Here is a 17,472-nt window from a genome sequence, read left to right on the forward strand (position 1 = left end):
CTTTTCAAGTCAGGGTGACGTTGCACGCCGTTCTCCTTGTGGTTTTTCTCGCTGGCTTCAACGTCTTCGGGGCCGATCTCTAACTGGCCAGTAGGCGTACCCCCATCCAGCCGGCCAGACCGATCAGGCAAGCCCAGCACAGCCAGAAGAGGGCGCGTTCCCACCGCAGTGGCGGGCCTGCACGATTTTCCAGCCTGTACTTGAGGGTCATGCCCGCCCCGTGCACCAGCAGGCCCACGATCAAGAGCGCCACCGCGAAGCGCTGAAGCACTTTAGGCACGAGCAGTGCGAGCCCCGCCCCCAAGACGATGGCGCCCAAGCCGGAGGCGAGCTCAGCGGCCTTGATGGTCGATGACGGACTTCTCATGCTTGGCGCGTCGAGGAATGAATCGGGGCGTGATGGCTGCATAGCGCTGCCAAGCCTCACCAAACGCTGCTTCAGAGTCGCGCTCTTCGCTGATGGCCAGGCGGACATACATGACCACCAGCACGGGGAACATGGCCAGCGTCAACAGCGTGGGCCACTGCAGAAGGAATCCCGCCATGATGGCAACGAAACCGATGTACTGAGGGTGACGCACGACGCGGTAGGGGCCTGTTGTGGCCAGTTCATGTCGGCGTTGGGCCTGGTAGAGCACGTGCCAGGCATTAGATAGCAGCCAGAAGCCGCCCCCGATGAATACAAAGCTCAGGATATGCATCACTCCGCCGTGCGGGTCGCCTTGCTGGTCGGTGAGCAGCCACCAGAGGTGGCCCGCCTCGTGTCCAAAGAGGTTGACGTCCGGAAAGCGTTGGCCCAGCCAACCCGAAAGTAGGTAGATCGTGAGCGGAAAACCATACATCTCGGCGAACAGTGCCACGATGAAGCCGGTGTAGGCCCCAAAGCTGCGCCAATCGCGCAAGGTGGTGGGCTTGAAAAAACTGTAGGCAAAGCCCACGAACACGCCCACGTTGAGGAACACCAGCCCCCACAGCCCATAGTCATTGCTCGCGCTGGTCACGGCTAGGTCCTTCCTTGTGGTCTTTGTGGCCCTGACCGGATCCCCCATGACCCCCGTGCCCGTGACCCTTGTGCATGAATAGATGCATCACGGGGCAAGCCAGCAAGAGCAGGTAGGGCAGCGCGCCGAACAGGTGAGCCCGGTGCTCCGTGAGTAGAAAGTAGCCACCCACCAGGGCCGCGACCAGCAGGCTCAAGCCGGCGGGCGACTTCCAAAAGGACGGGGGGCCGTCAGGCTGGGATTGGTTCATGAAAGCCTCCTGTCAGTGACAAGTTACTAGCCGAGTTAATTGCCGAGTTACTTGCCGGGCCTGGCCGCCTCGCGGTCCACCATCATCTGCATCATCTGCTCCATCATGGCCATGCGGCGCTCCATCTGCATGTGCATGTTCATCATCCCGCTCATGCCCGCCATGCCGGACGCTCCACCTGCACTGGCCGCTGGCGTTTGGCCCGTGCCAGCCTGGGCTGTTGGCGGCATCATGCCCATGCCCCCCGGCGCCGAGCCGCCGGGGCCACCGCCCATCCGGCCCATCATGGCCATGCCGGACTGCATCAACTTCATGTGCTCGTCCATCAGTTTGGCCCGCTCGGCCGGGCTCTTGGCGGCCTGCATCTTCTGGTGCATGTCCTGCATGGCCTTCATCTGCTGGTTGATGGCCTCGGGACTGGGTGCTGCGCTAGGCGTGGAGGAATTTGCTGCAGCAGTGCTGCCGGCTGGGTGATGTGCCGAATGATCCTCTTCGGCCTTGGGTGTTTGCGCGAAGGCAATTCCAGAGATGACAGCTGTGGCCACTGTGGTGGCAGCAAGAATTCGTGTTCGCATGATGAGTTTCTCCTTGAGTTTCAACTGCACTATCCGTGCCTCAGTGCAGTTGCTCTTTGATCTGCGTCAAGCTTCTGTGCTCTCTTGCTTGAAAAGCCAGAAGCAAGCTCTTGCGCCGGACGAAGGCTCCCCAACAGACATGTGCTGCAAGAGTGTCGTTTTTATCTCTGGGGCCGATGGCTCAATGTCCTGCAGCGATCAAGCCATCTCGGCCATCTTCCGGCATTCATCGGCACATCGCATGCAGGCTTGTGCGCAGTCTTGACAGTGCTGCATCTGATGTTTGGCACATTCGTCGCCGCACATTTGGCATACCTGAGCACAGGCAGAACAGACTTGCTTCGACGTTTCGCTGGCTCGTCCCATCACAGAAGCGGCAAGTGCGCAGATTTCCGCGCAATCAATATCCAGTGCGATGCACTTGGCCATTGCCTTTACCTCTTGCTCCTGAAGGCAAGACGCTGCGCAGTGATTACATGCCTGCGCACACTCGTAGCAAGTGGTGACGCACGACGAAAATTGCTGATGGGGCATTGAAATCTCCTTCGGTTGTGAAGCTGCACGGTCCAACTGGGAACGCATCAGGTGCCAGCCCACACGCTCAGGCGGGCTTATCACTCAACCAAGTTAAATCGCGGCAGTTTTTAAGACTGTAGGAGTCGGCCTTAAGCCCGGGCCGGTAAGGTGTGGATTGAGTAGTTCAGGCGGTTGCTTCAGCCTTCGACCGTCGCTCTGGAAAAACAAGCCGGAATCGTGTCCACTCCCGGTCTGACGTAGCCGAGACCGCACCGCCATGGGCCTCGACGATGGCTTTGGTAATCGACAGCCCCAAGCCTGCCCCGTCAGAAGCCGGGTGCCTGCGTGCTGAATCTGCGCGATAGAAGCGGTCGAAGAGTCTCGGCAGGACATCCGGGGGGATCTCCTTGCCCGTGTTCTCGACAGTGACCCCGATTTCGCGCGACGAACTTTCGATCCTGACAGACACGACACCGCCGACTGGTGCATGCCTGAGCGCATTGGATAGGAGGTTGCTCACGGCACGTCTGAACATCAAACGATCGCCATAGATTCGCCCATCACCTTCCACGCTCATCAGGATGCGCTTTTCGTCCGCAACGGCCTCATAAAATTCAACGAGTTCGCGAGCTTCTTGTGCTGCCGAGAAAGACTCCTTATGGGGCAGGTCAACCCCCCGCTCTGTCTTTGCGAGGAGTAGCATGTCTGACACCACCCGAGCCAAACGCTGCAATTCCTCTGCGTTGGACGCCAGCGTATCTTGGTATGTCTTAAGGTCGCGTTGGGTGGACAGCGTCACCTGTGTTTGGGTGAGGAGATTGCTGATGGGTGTGCGAAATTCATGCGCCAAATCCGCCGCAAAATCAGAAAGCTGTTGGAAGTCGTTCTGCAGGCGGCCCAACATCTCATTGAGCTCCCGTGCCAAATCTGCCATTTCAATCGGGACGGCATCCTCGGGCATGCGCTCTTGCAACTGTTGGCCTGTCACTGCAGCGGCACGACGTTTCATTGCGCGCAGCGGAGACATGCCTTGATGAGCCGCGAACCAAGCTAAGAATCCGCTTAGAAGAATGGCCAGCACAGCATAGATTGCAATGCTGCGCCGGAGCTCTCTCATGAATTCTTGGTGGTGCTGCGTATCGACGGCGATTGATACTTGGAGCGGCCCGGCCGCCCCCTGAACCATGCCAGCAGTAAAGCTCATCTCATGGAACTCGCGCCCTCCATTCCTCCAAGACTGAAGCTCGCGACCGTCGTCAGTCGTGATGAATGATGCTTGCGTAGTGGGGCCGCTGTAGCCGTTGGTCTGGTACAGCTTTTCACCCTGCGGTCCTTTGACCAGAGCGTAAAGGCTGTGGTGATGGCTCAATGCTTCGTTCAGGCGACTGCGAGCTTCTTCATGGGATCGAGAACTGGCCAGAATGCCCTCGATCAGGTGCTTTTTATCATCCAAGGCGGCGCTATCGAGGTCGACGAAGTGCCTATCAGCCTCTACCATGAAAAGAAGCGCCAAGCCCAGGATGACCGAACTGGCCAGCGCTATAAAAAAGATGGTGAGGCGGGATGTCAGTGACAGCCTGCGAAACATCTAGCGACCCTCCGGCGCTTCGAGCACGTAGCCCATGCCGCGTACAGTTTGGATCAGCTTGAACTGGTGATCATCATCGATCTTGACGCGCAGACGCCTCATGGCCACCTCGATGACGTTAGTGTCGCTGTCGAAGTTCATGTCCCAAACCTGAGAGGCGATCAGCGACCTGGGCAGGACTTCTCCCTGCCTACGCATCAGCAGTTCCAGCAATCCAAACTCCTTGGCGGTAAGATTAAGGCGCTTGCCGTCTCGGGTGACGCGGCGGCGTAGCAGATCAAGTTGGAGGTCTGCCACCTGCAAGGTCGTGGATTCGGTGCCACTACGACCGCGGCGCACAATGGTGCGAACTCGGGCCAAGAGCTCGGCAAAGGAAAACGGCTTGACGAGGTAATCGTCGGCGCCTAATTCAAGCCCCTTCACGCGATCTTCCACCTGATCGCGGGCGGTGAGAAACATGGCTGGCACTTGTAGGCCTTCATGACGTATCGCCTGCAGGACCTCCCAACCGCTCATGCCCGGCATCATCACATCCAGGATCGCGAGATCGTAGTTACCGCCAAGAGCTAGGTGAAGGCCGTCGGGCCCATTTCTGGCCAAGTCCACAACGAAACCGGCCTCGATCAGTCCCTGGCGCAGATATGCCCCGGTCTTAGGCTCATCTTCCACAATCAAAATTTTCATTGGCAACTGACCCTCTTTGGCAGACCTGAGTATGACGACTTCCATTTATTGCGATGGCGAGATGACAAATATGTAATCTTTTCGACATCGTGCTGACGACTTGGTATTTTAATAATTCTCCCTGTCTATGTTACCGATCACATTGAGGAAACCATGCTCGTCAGACGTTCACTATTATTCGCACAGACATGTCTCGCCCTGAGTTGTGCCATGTTAGCTGGTGTAGCCGCGGCCCAAGCCAACAAAGAGCCCGTGAAAAATCTTTCGGTGGTGGAAGTTGAGTACAAGTCTGCACTTAGTGACTTCCGCCCCTACAACGACCAGGCCATTCAGTCCTGGGTCAAAGCCAACGACTTGGTAGGTCGTATTGGAGGCTGGCGCAGCTATGCCAAGGAGGTCGCGACAGGTGAGGTCCTAAAGGATGCCTCTGACGTGCCTGATACGCAATCTGGTCATCATGGGGGAGTCAAGCCATGAAGCGCTTCCCAAGCACCTCGCTAGGGAAACTGGCGCTATCCGCGATCGCCTTGGCCACGCTTGCCGGTTGCGCCACTGTTAGCCTCGAACAAAACGTTGCTCGGGTGAACGAGGAGGCCAAGAGTTTTGCCGAAGGGCAGATTTCTCTCGCGCGGACTGCCGATGAGCGCGAACAGCGTGCGCAGGCGGCCCAGAAGCTGCTTCAAACCATTCTGGGTCAGCGCGAGGCGGTCCAGCTGGCGCTCGTCAACAGCCCGTCGCTCCAGGCGCTGCTGGCTCAAGGTTGGGCGGAGTCCGCAGATGCGGCACAGGTGGGCAGAATTGCAAACCCGTTCTTCTCCCTGGAGCGCATGGTGGCCGGTGATGAGTTGGAGTTGAGCCGTGCGCTTTCCTTCGGCCTGCTCGATATCCTGACACTGCCTAGTCGCCAGGGAATCGCCAACCGTCGCATCGAAGCGGCCCATCTGCGACTGTCGAGTGATGTGGTCGACCAGGTCACCCGCGTGCGCCAGGCATGGGTCCGCGCCGTGGCTGCGCAACAGACGCTTCAGTATGCCAAGCAGGTGTATGAAAGCGCTGCAGCGAGTGCCGAACTGGCTCGCAGGATGCAGGCCATAGGCAACTTCAACCGCCTCACACGGGCTCGTGAGCAGGCCTTCTATGCGGACGCAGGGACCCGATTGGCAACAGCAACTCACCAAGTAACGGCTGCCCGCGAAGAGCTCGTACGCGTACTCGGTCTGGATGCCCAACAGGCACAGATGCTCAAACTACCGGACCGCTTGCCTGAACTACCCAAACAGGCGCTCGATCCGCAGGGCGTTGCGACGTTTGCTACGCGTAACCGCCTCGACATCCGTCTTGCCCAAAGCACACTGGATGCTTCCGCCAGAGCCCAGGGTTTGAACATGGTCACCAGCATCACCGACATCGAACTGACCGCCATGCGCAACACCAGCACGAACAGTGTGGCAGGTGAGCGCAGCGTAGCGCGAGGGTATGAAATCGCGGTACGCCTGCCCATCTTTGATTGGGGGGGCATGCAGCGCGATGCCATGAACGCACGCACCTTGGCCGCAGCCAATCAGCTTGAGGCGACCGTCCGCTCGGCGGGTTCAAGCTTGCGAGAAAGCTACTCATCCTATCGCACGGCTTATGACATTGCACGGCACAACCGGGACGAGGTGATACCGCTTCGTAAGGTGATCTCAGAAGAGAACCAACTGCGCTACAACGGAATGATCATCGGCATCTTCGAGTTGCTGGCGGACTCACGTGATCAGGTCTCTACGGTCATGGCTGCGATCGGAGCCGAGCAGCAGTTTTGGCTAGCGGATGCCGCGCTACAAGCCTCACTGGTCGGGCGACCGATGAACACTCCGCTGGCAGCCATGCCCAGTGCGCCAGCCGGTGGCGCTGCGCCTCATTGAATGAAAGATACAACGATGACTTCCAGAAGAGACTTTTTTAAGTACGCCGGGATTGCTGGTGGTGCCGTGGCCGCCAGCGCGGTCAGCCGCGTGGCGATGGCCGCTCTGCCTGAGCCTGTAATACAGACCAGCCCTAACACCATGGCGCCGCTTGTCCCCAACAGCGGACGCGCCTACAACCCGGTGGTGACGCTGAATGGATGGACTTTGCCATGGCGCATGAATCAAGGCGTCAAGGAATTTCACCTGGTCGCCGAACCAGTAGTGCGGGAAATGGCCCCTGGCTTTAAAGCCCATCTCTGGGGCTACAACGGCCAGAGCCCGGGGCCCACGATTGAAGTGGTCGAGGGCGATCGCGTACGGATCTTCGTGACCAACAAGCTGCCAGAGCATACCTCCATTCACTGGCACGGGCAGCGCCTGCCCAACGGCATGGACGGTGTGGCCGGACTGAACCAGCCGGCTATTCCCTCCGGCAAGACGTTTGTTTACGAGTTCGTCGCGCGCCGGCCTGGCACCTTCATGTACCACCCGCATGCTGATGAGATGACACAGATGGCCATGGGCATGATGGGCTTTTGGGTGACCCATCCTAAGGTCAAGAATGATCTGATTGATGAGGTCCAGCGAGACTTCTGCTTCCTACTCAACGCCTATGACATCGATCCGGGCAGCTACACCCCCAAGATCATGACAATGCTGGACTTCAACCTGTGGAGCTGGAATAGCCGGATATTTCCAGGCATTGACAGCCTCAATGTTCGCCTGAACGACAAGGTGCGTATTCGCATTGGCAATCTGACGATGACGAACCACCCCATACATTTGCACGGCCATGAGTTCCTCGTCACTGGTACGGACGGTGGCCCGACACCCAAGAGCACCCGCTGGCATGAAGTGACGACCGATGTGGCCGTCGGTCAGATGCGACAGATCGAGTTTCTGGCAGATGAGGAAGGGGACTGGGCCTTCCACTGTCACAAAAGCCATCACACCATGAACGCCATGGGTCATAACGTTCCGACATTGATTGGTGTGGATCACCGTGGCATCGCCAAGAAGATCAATAACCTGATTCCAGACTACATGGTCATGGGTGAGCGTGGTATGGCCGACATGACTGAGATGGAAATGCCCATCCCTGACAACACCGCTGCGATGATGACTGGCCAAGGCCCCTTCGGATCGGTCGAAATGGGTGGCATGTTCAGCGTTCTGAAGGTCCGCCGTAATCAAAAGCCGGGGGACTACAAGGACCCGGGTTGGTACAAGCATCCCGAAGGCACGGTAGCCCATGAATACACCGGGCCGTTGACTGAACCAGCGCGCTTCAAGGCGGAGGGTGGGCAGTCCATGCCTCGCGCCCAGATGCCCGCCAAAACGACCGAAGTCAAGGTGCGCAAGCCCTCATCACATAGCAATCACTGAATTTTTTTTCCGGAGTTAACGAATGAAACCCAAGTACATCACTTCTCGCCAAATCTTTGTTTTGGTTGCTCTGACCCTGTCAGCGTCGGCTTTTGCGGCTGGAAAGCACGCCGGTGGGCATGGCCATGCTGACGAGGAAACCGCAATTGGCAAACCAGGTGTTGCCTCCAAGGTAACGCAGACCATCAATGTCGATATGACGGATAACATGCGTTACACACCCTCATCTATTCAGGTCAAGCAAGGAGAGACGGTCCGCTTTGTTGTCAAGAATCAAGGAAAGGTCAAGCACGAATTGAGTCTGGGCACCCAGAAGGAATTGCTCGAGCATCTGGAGCAGATGAAAAAATTCCCAGATATGGAACATGACGAACCTGGCAAAGTGACACTATCTCCAGGACAGCAAGGCGAAATTGTTTGGCAATTCACGAAGACTGGAACCGTAAATTTTGCCTGCTTGATGCCAGGCCACTACGAAGCTGGGATGAAGGGCGCGATCAAGGTTGGCAAGAAGTAATTTCATTACAGGAAAGGGCTGCTGAAATGACTGACAAAAACAGTTCAAAAAATTCAACGAGGCGGTTGCTATTGTTGGGAATAGCTTCAATGTGCTCGTCCTCAATTGCTATTGCAGCCAGCCCAAACGCTATAGCTATACAAGTCTGGAAAGACCCTAACTGTGGCTGTTGCAAAGACTGGATTATTCATTTAGAAAAGAATAATTTTTCTTTGAAAGTAAACGATCAAGGTAATAACGCAGCGCGGGCTCGACTGGGTATGCCTCAAAAGTTCGCTTCATGTCATACAGCTCTGGTCGGTGGATATGTGATTGAGGGGCATGTGCCAGCCGAAGACATTCAACGTTTACTCAAAGAAAAACCACAAGCGTTAGGTCTTGCCGTTCCGGGGATGCCTATCGGATCTCCTGGAATGGACGGTCCTGTCTACGGCGCAAGGCGTGACGCGTATCAAGTCTTGCTAATCCAAAAAGACGGATCATCAAAAGTTTTTAACTCTTACTCATGAGGAAAATATGAAAAATAATCAAACCAAAATTGCAACTTTACTATTGACCATTGGTGCGGCTCTTCCCTTAAGCAGTTTTTCCCAAGCTGTCATGGATCACAGCAAGATGAACATGTCTCAAATGACGCCGTCTTTAACCGACGGAGAGGTCAAGAAAATTGATCTCGAAACTGGCAAGGTCACGATCAAACACGGCGAAATCAAACATATGGATATGCCGGGAATGACAATGGTATTTACTGCTAAAGATAAGAGTTTATTGACCAGCATCAAGCCAGGCGAAAAAATTAAGTTTATGGTGATCAATGAAGGTGGCAAGATGATCGTCACTGACATCCAGCTAGTTCAGTAAGAAAACGTCGCTGCATCGAAAATGTGCAGGGCTCCCTGTTCATTGGGCGTCATAGCCTGTTGTGCAAATTGGCCCATGCATCAATGGATCCTATCCGTCAGCACTGGATAGGATGTGTGGTAGCGGTCATTGGCCTATGACCGAACTGACCGGCTGCCGAGCCTGATGGTTAAAGATCGACCGACCGCTACTGGCAGAAAGCCCACAAATGACTGCGGGACACGACCGGCAGCAACCGCTACAAACAAGTCAACGTCTTAAAAGATGTGACCGGCTGCAATGGGTCGGAAGCTGACTGACAAAATTTGTGTTGCGAAATAGGAATTTGACATTAAATGCGGGGGGGAGTTGGCAAAAAGCACAGTTCATTGCATCAGTGTATGGTAAATATACAAATTAAATAAAGATCTTAAATCCAAATCGATCTTGAATGCGTTTTTTATTTACCAGTTGTGATCATACTAATTCAACAGCCGCTTTCAATTGATTTGGGCTGCTGTATAGGTAGGTAGCCGTGGTTTGGATGCTGCGGTGGCCAGCAAGTGTTTTCAAAATGTGTATCGCTGTACCCTTGTTTGCAAGGTTAGTTAAAAACGTTCTGCGCCCACTGTGGCTGCTAGCACCTTCAAGTCCAGCACCCTCGTAGAGCAGAGCGAATGTTTGAGCCAAACTGTTTGCGCTAAATCCTGCCTTGACGCTCTTTTGGCTTGCAAAGAATGGGTAGCTACGGTCCACGCATTTTGCTTGAGCTGAGTAGGCTTGCAATTCCTCGCGCAGCTTGATGTTGACGAAAACTGTACGAGCGTGTCTTCCCTTGGTCATGTCGGGTAGCAAGCGAATCTCATCCTTTACTGTTCCGTCTAAGTTCATCACATCGCTCCATCGTAGGCAGGCAACTTCGCCAATTCTTAAACCAGCTAGGTGCGTGAGCAACATCATTGCTCTATTGCGTTGCGGGAAGCGGCGTGTGTTGATGTAGTCCAGTACACGCGTCATCTCTTCTTTTGTCAGTGTTTTCGCTTGTGCCATTCAAGTTCTCCTAAATCATGTGTTTGCGTTAATTGCATTGTGTTTTCACATATTTATCAGAGCAACCTGAGTCCGTCCAAAGTGGCGGGTTACCGAGCTAGAGCTGGGCGGATTGGATTGGCTGTGGATAACTTTTTCACTGAAAAATTCTTCAATAATTTCAACAGCCATTGTGCGAAATCTTTATAAATGTGAGTTTTCATATATTTTTTGTGGATAACGGAGCAGGGCTGTGAATAACGAAGGTTACGGGCGAACAAAAGCTTTACAAGCGCAGATCACACAGTTCAGCACTCAATGCAGCAGGGCCAGTTGATCTCAGCACACAAGCTGTTTTATGCGCCGTACAGCATGGTGCAAGTGTCCAGAGTCTGGACGCTGTGCAAACACTAGAGCAGGGCAGTACCAGCCGTGTGGGATCTGCGCCACGACAGCGGATCTATGAATAGAACGTAGATACACATCAAATACCTACGGCACATCAAAGGGATAACCCGTCAACACATCGGGTTTCAGGTCGCCCAAAACATGATCTTTAAACACACTGTAGTCATGCAAAAGGAACTACAGATGAAGCAATTTGACAGCAGCCAGCTTGGTCAATTCACGGGTACAAGCAAGTACTACAAAATCAGCCGCAGGCACTTGTTGACTGATGGCACACGTTACTTGGCAGAGCAAGCAGCTTGTTTTTGGTTGATGGATGCCATTGCAAGTCATCTCTCAGAAATCGATACGGCTGAGTGGTTTGTAGTGATCAAGACCACTGTGAAACGAACAAGTGCAGTTATGGTGTATGAAGATGGCAATGGTGGGGAGTTAGCTCGGCAGGCGATACCATATACGGACTTGCCATTGCACCACATCGACCTGTACGCCTGTTGGGATTCAGAGCACTGGGTGATCATGCTGCCCAGTGAGTATTGAAAGTAAAAATTGCTCCATTATTTAAGTATTCAAAAGTCCTGAATACTTCAGAAAATCATGAGTATTTTTTCAATTCATCGCATCATTTTCATTTTTTTTAGCTCTAGATCAACTGCTCTTTTGATCTTGCTTTTTTCACGGTAAAAGTTTGCGGAGTCTCTAGACCTTTTAGGTCTTGGTACATGCAGCCCCAGTTTTCGTCGTTCTCTCTTGTCTATAGTACTTAATTCAAAGTAGTGACTGGTGGCTTCGTATGAAGTTGCAAAATCGAGTGTTAATCCAGAATTAAAGGGCGTTGCTAACGGAAATTTACCTCTTGCTGCGTGCTCACATATATGTAAAGCAAACCTAAGTTTTTTGCTTACCAATATTCCTAAAGTGTTTCTTGGTACTAAATTTTCTGGTGTTTTTTTATCACCAAACTGGAGTTGTTTTGTCCAAATACTGTGTATGCCGGAATAAACACCAAGACTCCAGTTTTCAATTTTCCTTCCGTGACGTTGTTCTAATTGTGGTTTGAATCTAATTAATTTCAAAGCCTCATGCAATGTGAGTTCATTTATTTTATTTACTAAAAGTGGCATTGGACCATTTGCTGTGAATGTTCCGTCATCACTTTTCTTGTAGAAAAGATCACGGCCTTTTTCATCCCACCAAATTAGGAAAGGTTTGGAAAAAATATCTCCACAAAGTGAATAAGTTTTTAAAACTTGATCCCAACTAACTACACGATCAATTTGATCTGTAGATCTCAGTTTTCCGGTCATAAACCTATGCGCTAGTTGATAACTAGGACTATTTAATAAAAAACGATAGAAATACTCATGCTCGTCATTGCTGCGGCCATGTTTTAGGCGAGTTTGCTCGCTCATGTTCAGGTGTTTAGTGGTCATCGCGGATCGGAAAAACCTTATGCGAAATGCTAACGTGGCTATTTTATATAAGCGCAATAAGTTTGACTAGGCCTTCAAATTCGCTCCATTGCAGCAACAAACAACAAAACGTTGCTGCAATCGCTGCAAGAGCCTCTTGCGGTGTTCACTAAACCATGAACTAGGAGTTTTCTGATGACTACAACTTACGCTTCCAAACTCACTGCGACGGATGAATTCGCAGCTGTGATGAACCCCACAGGCGCCGCACCTGCTGTGAGTAACGTGTTTCGGCCCAAATTTGGCCAAGCCAAGGCCAGCACCAGCAGCCTCACAGCCTTGCCCCCCAGCGTGGATAGGGCAGTGGGCACTGCCGATCAGTTGGCCCAGGCCTACCAAAAACTGCGGGTGGATGTGCTGGACCGAACTGACCGTGCAATTTGGGAAATGCTTCAACAGAACTACGGATTCGTACAACAAGTGGACAGTTCACCCCAAAAGCGTGAAACCCGTAATGAGCTGATCCGCAAAATCCAGATCCGCGACAGTCAGGGAGTGGCCAGCAACGCCACCACCGAAGCTGTGATAGTTCGTTATGTGTTCGAGGGTCTAAGCCGTCAGACCCGCAACAACTACACCATTGCTATGGAAAAGGCTCGTGCTCTTGATATTCCGGTCACGGGATTTGCAGACTTTTTGGCTAAAAATGGCGGTGTAGGTGGTGTGGTTGAAACGGTGTTTGATCACGAAGCCGAGGAACAGGCCACAGCCAAGCAAATGGCCGATGCCAAAGCCAATGACAAATCTACACGCACGCAGTGGGTGACTCGGCTGTATTCGGCCTTGGCACACAAAGCTGAAAGTGAGTTGGCCTACGCAGGTGAGGTCACGGACTGGGTGCCACGAGATCCCAAGGCAGATACACCAAAATCCAAGGCTGAAGCCAAGCCTGATCCCCGGTACGAAAAGGGTAACTTTGTGTTCTTTGTCACGGTGCGCAACCCAGAAACGGGTCGTTATCACGTGGTGCAGGGCAATGTGTTTGACCAAGCGTATGAGCAGCAGCTGTTGGCCTCAATTGCCGAGCGCATGGATGTGACTATCCCCGAGCTCAGCGCAGCAGTGCAGGGCCTGGAGCACAGCATTGGCTTTGGCGCATTAGTTGCCAATGACGCTAAGGAGCTGCAAAAGGCTTGACCGGGCAGGGACGCTGGCACACCACCAGCGTCCAGATTATGGACGCTCAATCAGCCGCGCACTTGTTGTTGCAGGTCAATCGGGCCAAAAAAATCACTGAAAAAAAATCACGAGGTCGAGAGGGGTCGGGCTTGCTTCGCCCCTCTCACATGCGGGATTGATGCGGGGTTTTTCTGGAAGCGAAGCTTCAATACTATAAGAGTGTAACTTTTTGAGTTCCAGCAATTGCCTGTGTCTGTAAATACACAAAAGAGGCCAAACATGCTGACCATCACTATAGATCCTGTAGTGCTTGCCACGCTGCAGCAGAGTTATCCAACTCCGCGCACAGCCGCTGCGAAAGCGCTGGACAAATACAAAGCCCTGCTGGAGGACCTGTTGTTCAGGGCCATCCTGCGCGGGCAAACCAACTACGAACGGCTGCTGAACTGCTATTCAATACCTGTTTCGGTTTTGGTTCAGAAAGGGCCACACATTGGATATGACAAAGTTCGGTTGCACAAGTGGCTGGGCGAGAACCAGCTTGACTTGATTGAAACCGTTGAAAAGGGCAGTAATCTAACTGGCCGTGTAAGCATGATCAAGCTCACGGAATTGGTGAGTATTGATCAAACTACAACTGCAGTTCAGCAGGCTCTAGCAACCGTAAGTACAGCCAAGCAGTTGAGTTCTGTCCTTTGTGCTGATGTGCAGCGGAACAGTGATGTCTTTTCTGCTCTGTATCCGGACTACTTTTCATATCTGGGGAAAACTCAGCAGCAGGTATTTGACATAGCACCAGTAGACATTGCCTCCTTGGAAGCCTACATCGCTTGGCTGCATAAGGGCGCCACCATGATCGCGCCCGGTCGTGTTCGCACATACACCGAGCAAGCTCAGGTGATTCTGAGTGTGGCACGGCACACTGGCGGATTCTTTCCACAACGCAAAAAGCTCAGTGCATTTGGACGTACCTACTACTCAGGCCTGAGTGTGCAAAACGTCAACAAGCAACTGCGCCGAGCCATGCTGGGTCACTGCTGGGAGTACGACATCAGATCAAGCATAGTGACCTGGAAGATGACGTTTGCACAAGAACTTTCAGACAAACTTTATCCAACTAAAGAGTGGAAAAAGGTGTTTCGTTCATCCGTACTTTATCTGGAAGATCGTGCAGATTTCATGCGAGCTATCCGCCGCGAGATGTTCGCAACATCAACCACATTGTCTAAGGATTTCCAAGAGAAATTGATCAAAGACGCTTTGACCGCAATCAGTTTTGGAGCCAGGGCCAAAGGAGTAGGGTGGTGTACTCAAGACGGAGATTGGACTAACCCTGCCTTGGTTGGCATTATTCGAAACGGTGTTCAGCGTGCTGCATTTTTGAACAGCCATGAAATTCAGCAGTTCATTCGCGAACAAGGAATGTTTGACAATTATCTTGCGGCGGGTATGAAAGAAGAACTGCCCATGTTGTATTACGGGCCGCTAATCACAAGAAATGTCATGCCCAGTAAGAGCAAAGCGGTGGCGTTCTTGTATCAACACGCAGAAGCAGAGCTCATGAAGATAGCAATTGATGTGCTGGCTCAGCAGGGAATCAAGCCCATCGCACTGATTCACGACGCGTTTATTGTGCGCAATAAATTGAGCACTAGTAGACGCGATGAAATTCATCAAGCTCTGCGGTCTAGCACTCAAAACAAGTTCTGGTTTATCAAGCAAACCGAGCTTGAAGGCTATCGTTATCAATAAATCAATTAAGGAGTTTTAAAATGACAAAAAATTCAGTTGCAATAGAAAATTCCAACAAATCAGTTGAGACTACGAACTCAGTGGAAAGACCGATCACGTTAATTCTTTTCAGCTCAAATCGAAATCTGACCCGTACAGAGCTAAATAAGACGTTTGCAGTGAAAAAAGGTAAATTATTTCAAGCTAGAAAAAAACACCCTATCGTTGCAGATTTGTTTGACAATCTTTTTGCTGTTAGGGCATCCAGGCCAGCCGAAGGGCTGTTCTATGATCACAAGAGAAAGACTTCCATATCGCACTGTTACGTTGTAGATCAAGGGGCATGCGTTAAGGAATTTGCAATACTGAAATACGGTAAACAGTTACTGGGTGGATTTGATTTTGTTAGTTCTGAATTGAGCGATATTCATGAGCTCTTGGAAGCATACAGAGTTATTACATTCTTTTGTATGGAGGGTAGAAGTTCTTTAAATAGATTGCATCATCAGGTTGACAAGATAGAAGATTCACAACTTATGGACTTATCTGCATACAGCAATTTGCTTTCTAAGTCAGCGCAAGAATTAAATGAAGTGACTTATCCAATTATTTGTTTGGCAAAAGATAAAGTTGATGAATGGTATGACAGACATTTTTGGAAAGATGTCGACGTCAGCCCCGAAGCTATGACCGATAAACCAATTCAGTTGTCAGCGGTGGATGCGGCGGCTAGCTAGATGGCGTAACAGGCAGGGATCTCAAAGTCTTCATGGCATTTTGTTTTTTCTGTCTGTCATGCTCTGCTTTGAGCGCATCGCCAGCGCGATCTTTGGCAGTTTTGAGGCTGGCAATTCGCTGCTGTTCCGGAGTGACAGGTTGAGTTGCAGCTTCTTCGGTTGTCAGCACTTCACGCTCTTGCGTTGGAAAGGATGCAATTGCATGAAACCCATAGACGGCTTGAAGCAGCCACTTGGCTTCACCCGCAGACGCGGCACGAACCTGAGTTTTAATTAGTCGACTTGAGTTGCCCACTTGCGCTGCAACCATTGCTGTATATGTGTTCATGTGTTTATTTATGTTGCATAAATACTTTATGCAATTGAGGAACACACATGCAATTCAATACGGATCTTTATTGGGCCTTGGCTGAGGTATTTCCCAACATCACAGTGCGCTCGCTCAGCAAAATGATGGGCAAGAGTGCAGGCTATTGGAGCAGCGTGAATGCGCAGCAGCATGCGGTTGGCACAAGTGCACTCGTCCAGCTTCTGGACGCTTTGGAATGTCAAAAGATCCAAGCACCTGAAGGCAGTGCTAGACGCCTAAAGCTAGATCGAGTGAGTGTGATGATCACCCAAGAATTGGTCGCTCGCTTTGAAGCCAAAACTGGGCTGGAGTCACATGCTTTGATCTCTGCTCAACCTAAAGCTGTACGAGACAACTTTGGTGCCATGCCATTCTTGGTGGCCAGCTTCTGATAATTTGTAATGAACTTCTTATTGTTAATTCAAATTATTTTTTAAAGCACTAGCAGATTTGAAGATTGGAACTTTGGCAGAAGTAATTTGTACTGGCTCCCCAGTTCTTGGATTTCTGCCCATACGAGGAGTGCGCTTTCTCACAGCAAAAGTGCCAAATCCAGCAATGGATACCGGTTCTCCTTTTTTTAAACTTTTCGTGATGGAATTTAAGATAACGCTGATAGCTCGAGTGGCGCCTGCTTTTGACAAGCCTGATTGGTCCGCAATATGCTCTACCAGTTCTGATTTATTCATGATCACGCTCCAAAGGTCATGCTCATGACTCTATACAATTTGAGAAATTTCAAATGTATGGAATTCCCTAGGTCTATGCTGTTTTGCGATTTATTTGAATTTAAATAAATGCCAAATTAGCACAAGTCGCGACAACTAAATTAGCGTTACTTTGCTGCTAGTAGTGCAAATGACAGGGCTTTCTCCAACTCTGACACTGCTGCAGCAGCGGCCATTTTGTTTTTGGGGGCGGCAAATTCCACAGCTACATTTTCCCCAGCTGTGACAGCCTGCACAGTGACCTTGCCTGCTGCGCCAGTGTAAGTAAATGCCATCGTTACTCTGGGCAAGATCTCGTAGGGCTCGCGCGCCATGCTCACCTGCTGACGGCCTATGCCTTGAACAGACTTGGGTAGATTCCACACAGCATCAAACTTTGTCTTGTTTTCTGCGATGGCCTGCTTGACCACTTCTACTGCGCCAGCACTACCTACGCGTGCAATTTCTGGCACTTCTGCGCTCAAATCCTCACCACGCTCTAGTCGCGCCAGCAGTCGGCGATAAAAACTCTGAGCCTGTTGACTTTCTTTCATGCCAGAAATTGCCCGCAGCGCGTGGGCAGCAAAGTAGTCGTGGATGTATTGAGTCATGCT

24 protein-coding genes are annotated in these 17,472 nt (G+C 51.7%); 12 read left to right on the forward strand and 12 right to left on the reverse strand.

Translation table 11 applies throughout. From position 1 onward, the window contains the following. Positions 1–79: 79 nt before the first annotated feature. The 4 genes from B9Z32_RS09140 to B9Z32_RS09155 are packed head-to-tail and all read right to left on the reverse strand — an operon-like array spanning position 80 to position 1,826. Complete coding sequence (locus tag B9Z32_RS09140; protein ID WP_108331432.1) at positions 80–367, reverse strand: hypothetical protein; 288 nt, start codon at positions 365–367, stop codon at positions 80–82. Next, positions 333–1,001, reverse strand: a complete 669-nt coding sequence (locus tag B9Z32_RS09145; protein WP_199219980.1) for an isoprenylcysteine carboxylmethyltransferase family protein — start codon at positions 999–1,001, stop codon at positions 333–335. The genes B9Z32_RS09140 and B9Z32_RS09145 overlap by 35 nt, the downstream gene beginning before the upstream one ends. Further along, positions 982–1,251, reverse strand: coding sequence for a DUF2933 domain-containing protein (locus B9Z32_RS09150; RefSeq protein WP_108331434.1), 270 nt, complete (start codon positions 1,249–1,251; stop codon positions 982–984). Before B9Z32_RS09150 ends, B9Z32_RS09145 begins: the two co-directional genes overlap by 20 nt. Before the next feature lie 47 nt (positions 1,252–1,298). Beyond that, complete coding sequence (locus B9Z32_RS09155; protein WP_108331470.1) at positions 1,299–1,826, reverse strand: hypothetical protein; 528 nt, start codon at positions 1,824–1,826, stop codon at positions 1,299–1,301. Between B9Z32_RS09155 and B9Z32_RS14180 the strand changes: the two genes are divergently transcribed. Further along, complete coding sequence (locus tag B9Z32_RS14180; protein ID WP_199219995.1) at positions 1,825–2,091, forward strand: hypothetical protein; 267 nt, start codon at positions 1,825–1,827, stop codon at positions 2,089–2,091. The genes B9Z32_RS09155 and B9Z32_RS14180 overlap by 2 nt on opposite strands. On the opposite strand, the gene B9Z32_RS09160 is transcribed toward B9Z32_RS14180, so the two are convergent. From B9Z32_RS09160 to B9Z32_RS09170, 3 genes are all read right to left on the reverse strand, one after another. After that, positions 2,025–2,408, reverse strand: a complete 384-nt coding sequence (locus tag B9Z32_RS09160) for a four-helix bundle copper-binding protein (protein ID WP_369909873.1) — start codon at positions 2,406–2,408, stop codon at positions 2,025–2,027. The genes B9Z32_RS14180 and B9Z32_RS09160 overlap by 67 nt on opposite strands. 118 nt (positions 2,409–2,526) lie before the next feature. Next, a complete protein-coding gene (locus B9Z32_RS09165; protein WP_108421133.1) occupies positions 2,527–3,930 on the reverse strand; it encodes a heavy metal sensor histidine kinase in 1,404 nt (467 codons plus the stop codon). Next, the gene (locus B9Z32_RS09170; protein WP_090142681.1) at positions 3,931–4,614 is read right to left on the reverse strand and encodes a heavy metal response regulator transcription factor; all 684 of its coding nucleotides are present in this window, start codon (positions 4,612–4,614) and stop codon (positions 3,931–3,933) included. A 210-nt stretch (positions 4,615–4,824) separates the two neighbouring features. On the opposite strand from B9Z32_RS09170, the gene B9Z32_RS09175 reads away from it, so the two are divergent. Genes B9Z32_RS09175 through B9Z32_RS09200 form a run of 6 tightly spaced genes read left to right on the forward strand, consistent with a single transcriptional unit; the run spans position 4,825 to position 9,327 of the window. Then, positions 4,825–5,091: a hypothetical protein gene (locus B9Z32_RS09175; RefSeq protein ID WP_233248220.1), complete on the forward strand. Its 267-nt coding sequence runs from the start codon at positions 4,825–4,827 to the stop codon at positions 5,089–5,091. Then, a complete protein-coding gene (locus B9Z32_RS09180) occupies positions 5,088–6,521 on the forward strand; it encodes a TolC family protein (RefSeq protein WP_108421135.1) in 1,434 nt (477 codons plus the stop codon). The genes B9Z32_RS09175 and B9Z32_RS09180 overlap by 4 nt, the downstream gene beginning before the upstream one ends. Before the next feature lie 15 nt (positions 6,522–6,536). Continuing rightward, positions 6,537–7,949 (forward strand): multicopper oxidase family protein, encoded by a 1,413-nt coding sequence (locus B9Z32_RS09185; protein WP_089958022.1) that lies wholly within the window; start codon positions 6,537–6,539, stop codon positions 7,947–7,949. A gap of 22 nt (positions 7,950–7,971) precedes the next feature. Continuing rightward, a complete protein-coding gene (locus B9Z32_RS09190; protein ID WP_100117898.1) occupies positions 7,972–8,466 on the forward strand; it encodes a plastocyanin/azurin family copper-binding protein in 495 nt (164 codons plus the stop codon). Beyond that, positions 8,367–8,975, forward strand: coding sequence for a DUF411 domain-containing protein (locus B9Z32_RS09195; RefSeq protein ID WP_369909876.1), 609 nt, complete (start codon positions 8,367–8,369; stop codon positions 8,973–8,975). The genes B9Z32_RS09190 and B9Z32_RS09195 overlap by 100 nt, the downstream gene beginning before the upstream one ends. A 7-nt stretch (positions 8,976–8,982) precedes the next feature. Next, positions 8,983–9,327, forward strand: coding sequence for a copper-binding protein (locus B9Z32_RS09200; RefSeq protein ID WP_108421136.1), 345 nt, complete (start codon positions 8,983–8,985; stop codon positions 9,325–9,327). A gap of 456 nt (positions 9,328–9,783) precedes the next feature. Here B9Z32_RS09200 and B9Z32_RS09205 read toward each other — a convergent pair whose 3' ends face one another. After that, the gene (locus tag B9Z32_RS09205) at positions 9,784–10,356 is read right to left on the reverse strand and encodes a site-specific integrase (RefSeq protein ID WP_108421137.1); all 573 of its coding nucleotides are present in this window, start codon (positions 10,354–10,356) and stop codon (positions 9,784–9,786) included. A gap of 570 nt (positions 10,357–10,926) precedes the next feature. Here B9Z32_RS09205 and B9Z32_RS09210 point away from each other — a divergent pair. Then, entirely contained in the window at positions 10,927–11,283 is a 357-nt protein-coding gene (locus B9Z32_RS09210) for a DUF6876 family protein (RefSeq protein WP_108421138.1), read from the forward strand. 74 nt (positions 11,284–11,357) lie between these two features. Here the strand turns inward: B9Z32_RS09210 and B9Z32_RS09215 are convergent, their stop codons facing one another. Next, a complete protein-coding gene (locus B9Z32_RS09215; protein ID WP_146179478.1) occupies positions 11,358–12,155 on the reverse strand; it encodes a hypothetical protein in 798 nt (265 codons plus the stop codon). A 195-nt stretch (positions 12,156–12,350) separates the two neighbouring features. Here B9Z32_RS09215 and B9Z32_RS09220 point away from each other — a divergent pair, with 195 nt between their 5' ends. From B9Z32_RS09220 to B9Z32_RS09230, 3 genes are all read left to right on the forward strand, one after another. Next, positions 12,351–13,352, forward strand: a complete 1,002-nt coding sequence (locus B9Z32_RS09220; protein ID WP_146179479.1) for a hypothetical protein — start codon at positions 12,351–12,353, stop codon at positions 13,350–13,352. A gap of 261 nt (positions 13,353–13,613) precedes the next feature. After that, a complete protein-coding gene (locus B9Z32_RS09225) occupies positions 13,614–15,086 on the forward strand; it encodes a hypothetical protein (RefSeq protein ID WP_108421141.1) in 1,473 nt (490 codons plus the stop codon). A gap of 20 nt (positions 15,087–15,106) precedes the next feature. Further along, the gene (locus B9Z32_RS09230) at positions 15,107–15,802 is read left to right on the forward strand and encodes a hypothetical protein (RefSeq protein WP_108421142.1); all 696 of its coding nucleotides are present in this window, start codon (positions 15,107–15,109) and stop codon (positions 15,800–15,802) included. Here B9Z32_RS09230 and B9Z32_RS09235 read toward each other — a convergent pair. Next, positions 15,795–16,130, reverse strand: coding sequence for a hypothetical protein (locus tag B9Z32_RS09235; RefSeq protein ID WP_108421143.1), 336 nt, complete (start codon positions 16,128–16,130; stop codon positions 15,795–15,797). The genes B9Z32_RS09230 and B9Z32_RS09235 overlap by 8 nt on opposite strands. A 47-nt stretch (positions 16,131–16,177) precedes the next feature. Here B9Z32_RS09235 and B9Z32_RS09240 point away from each other — a divergent pair, with 47 nt between their 5' ends. Further along, complete coding sequence (locus tag B9Z32_RS09240) at positions 16,178–16,543, forward strand: hypothetical protein (RefSeq protein WP_108421144.1); 366 nt, start codon at positions 16,178–16,180, stop codon at positions 16,541–16,543. Between the two features lie 24 nt (positions 16,544–16,567). Here B9Z32_RS09240 and B9Z32_RS09245 read toward each other — a convergent pair whose 3' ends face one another. Next, entirely contained in the window at positions 16,568–16,840 is a 273-nt protein-coding gene (locus tag B9Z32_RS09245) for an HU family DNA-binding protein (protein WP_108421145.1), read from the reverse strand. Between the two features lie 146 nt (positions 16,841–16,986). Next, positions 16,987–17,469 (reverse strand): hypothetical protein, encoded by a 483-nt coding sequence (locus tag B9Z32_RS09250; RefSeq protein WP_108421146.1) that lies wholly within the window; start codon positions 17,467–17,469, stop codon positions 16,987–16,989. Positions 17,470–17,472 lie beyond the last annotated feature (3 nt).

Source organism: Limnohabitans sp. MMS-10A-178 (genome assembly GCF_003063375.1).
GTDB lineage: Bacteria > Pseudomonadota > Gammaproteobacteria > Burkholderiales > Burkholderiaceae_C > Limnohabitans_A.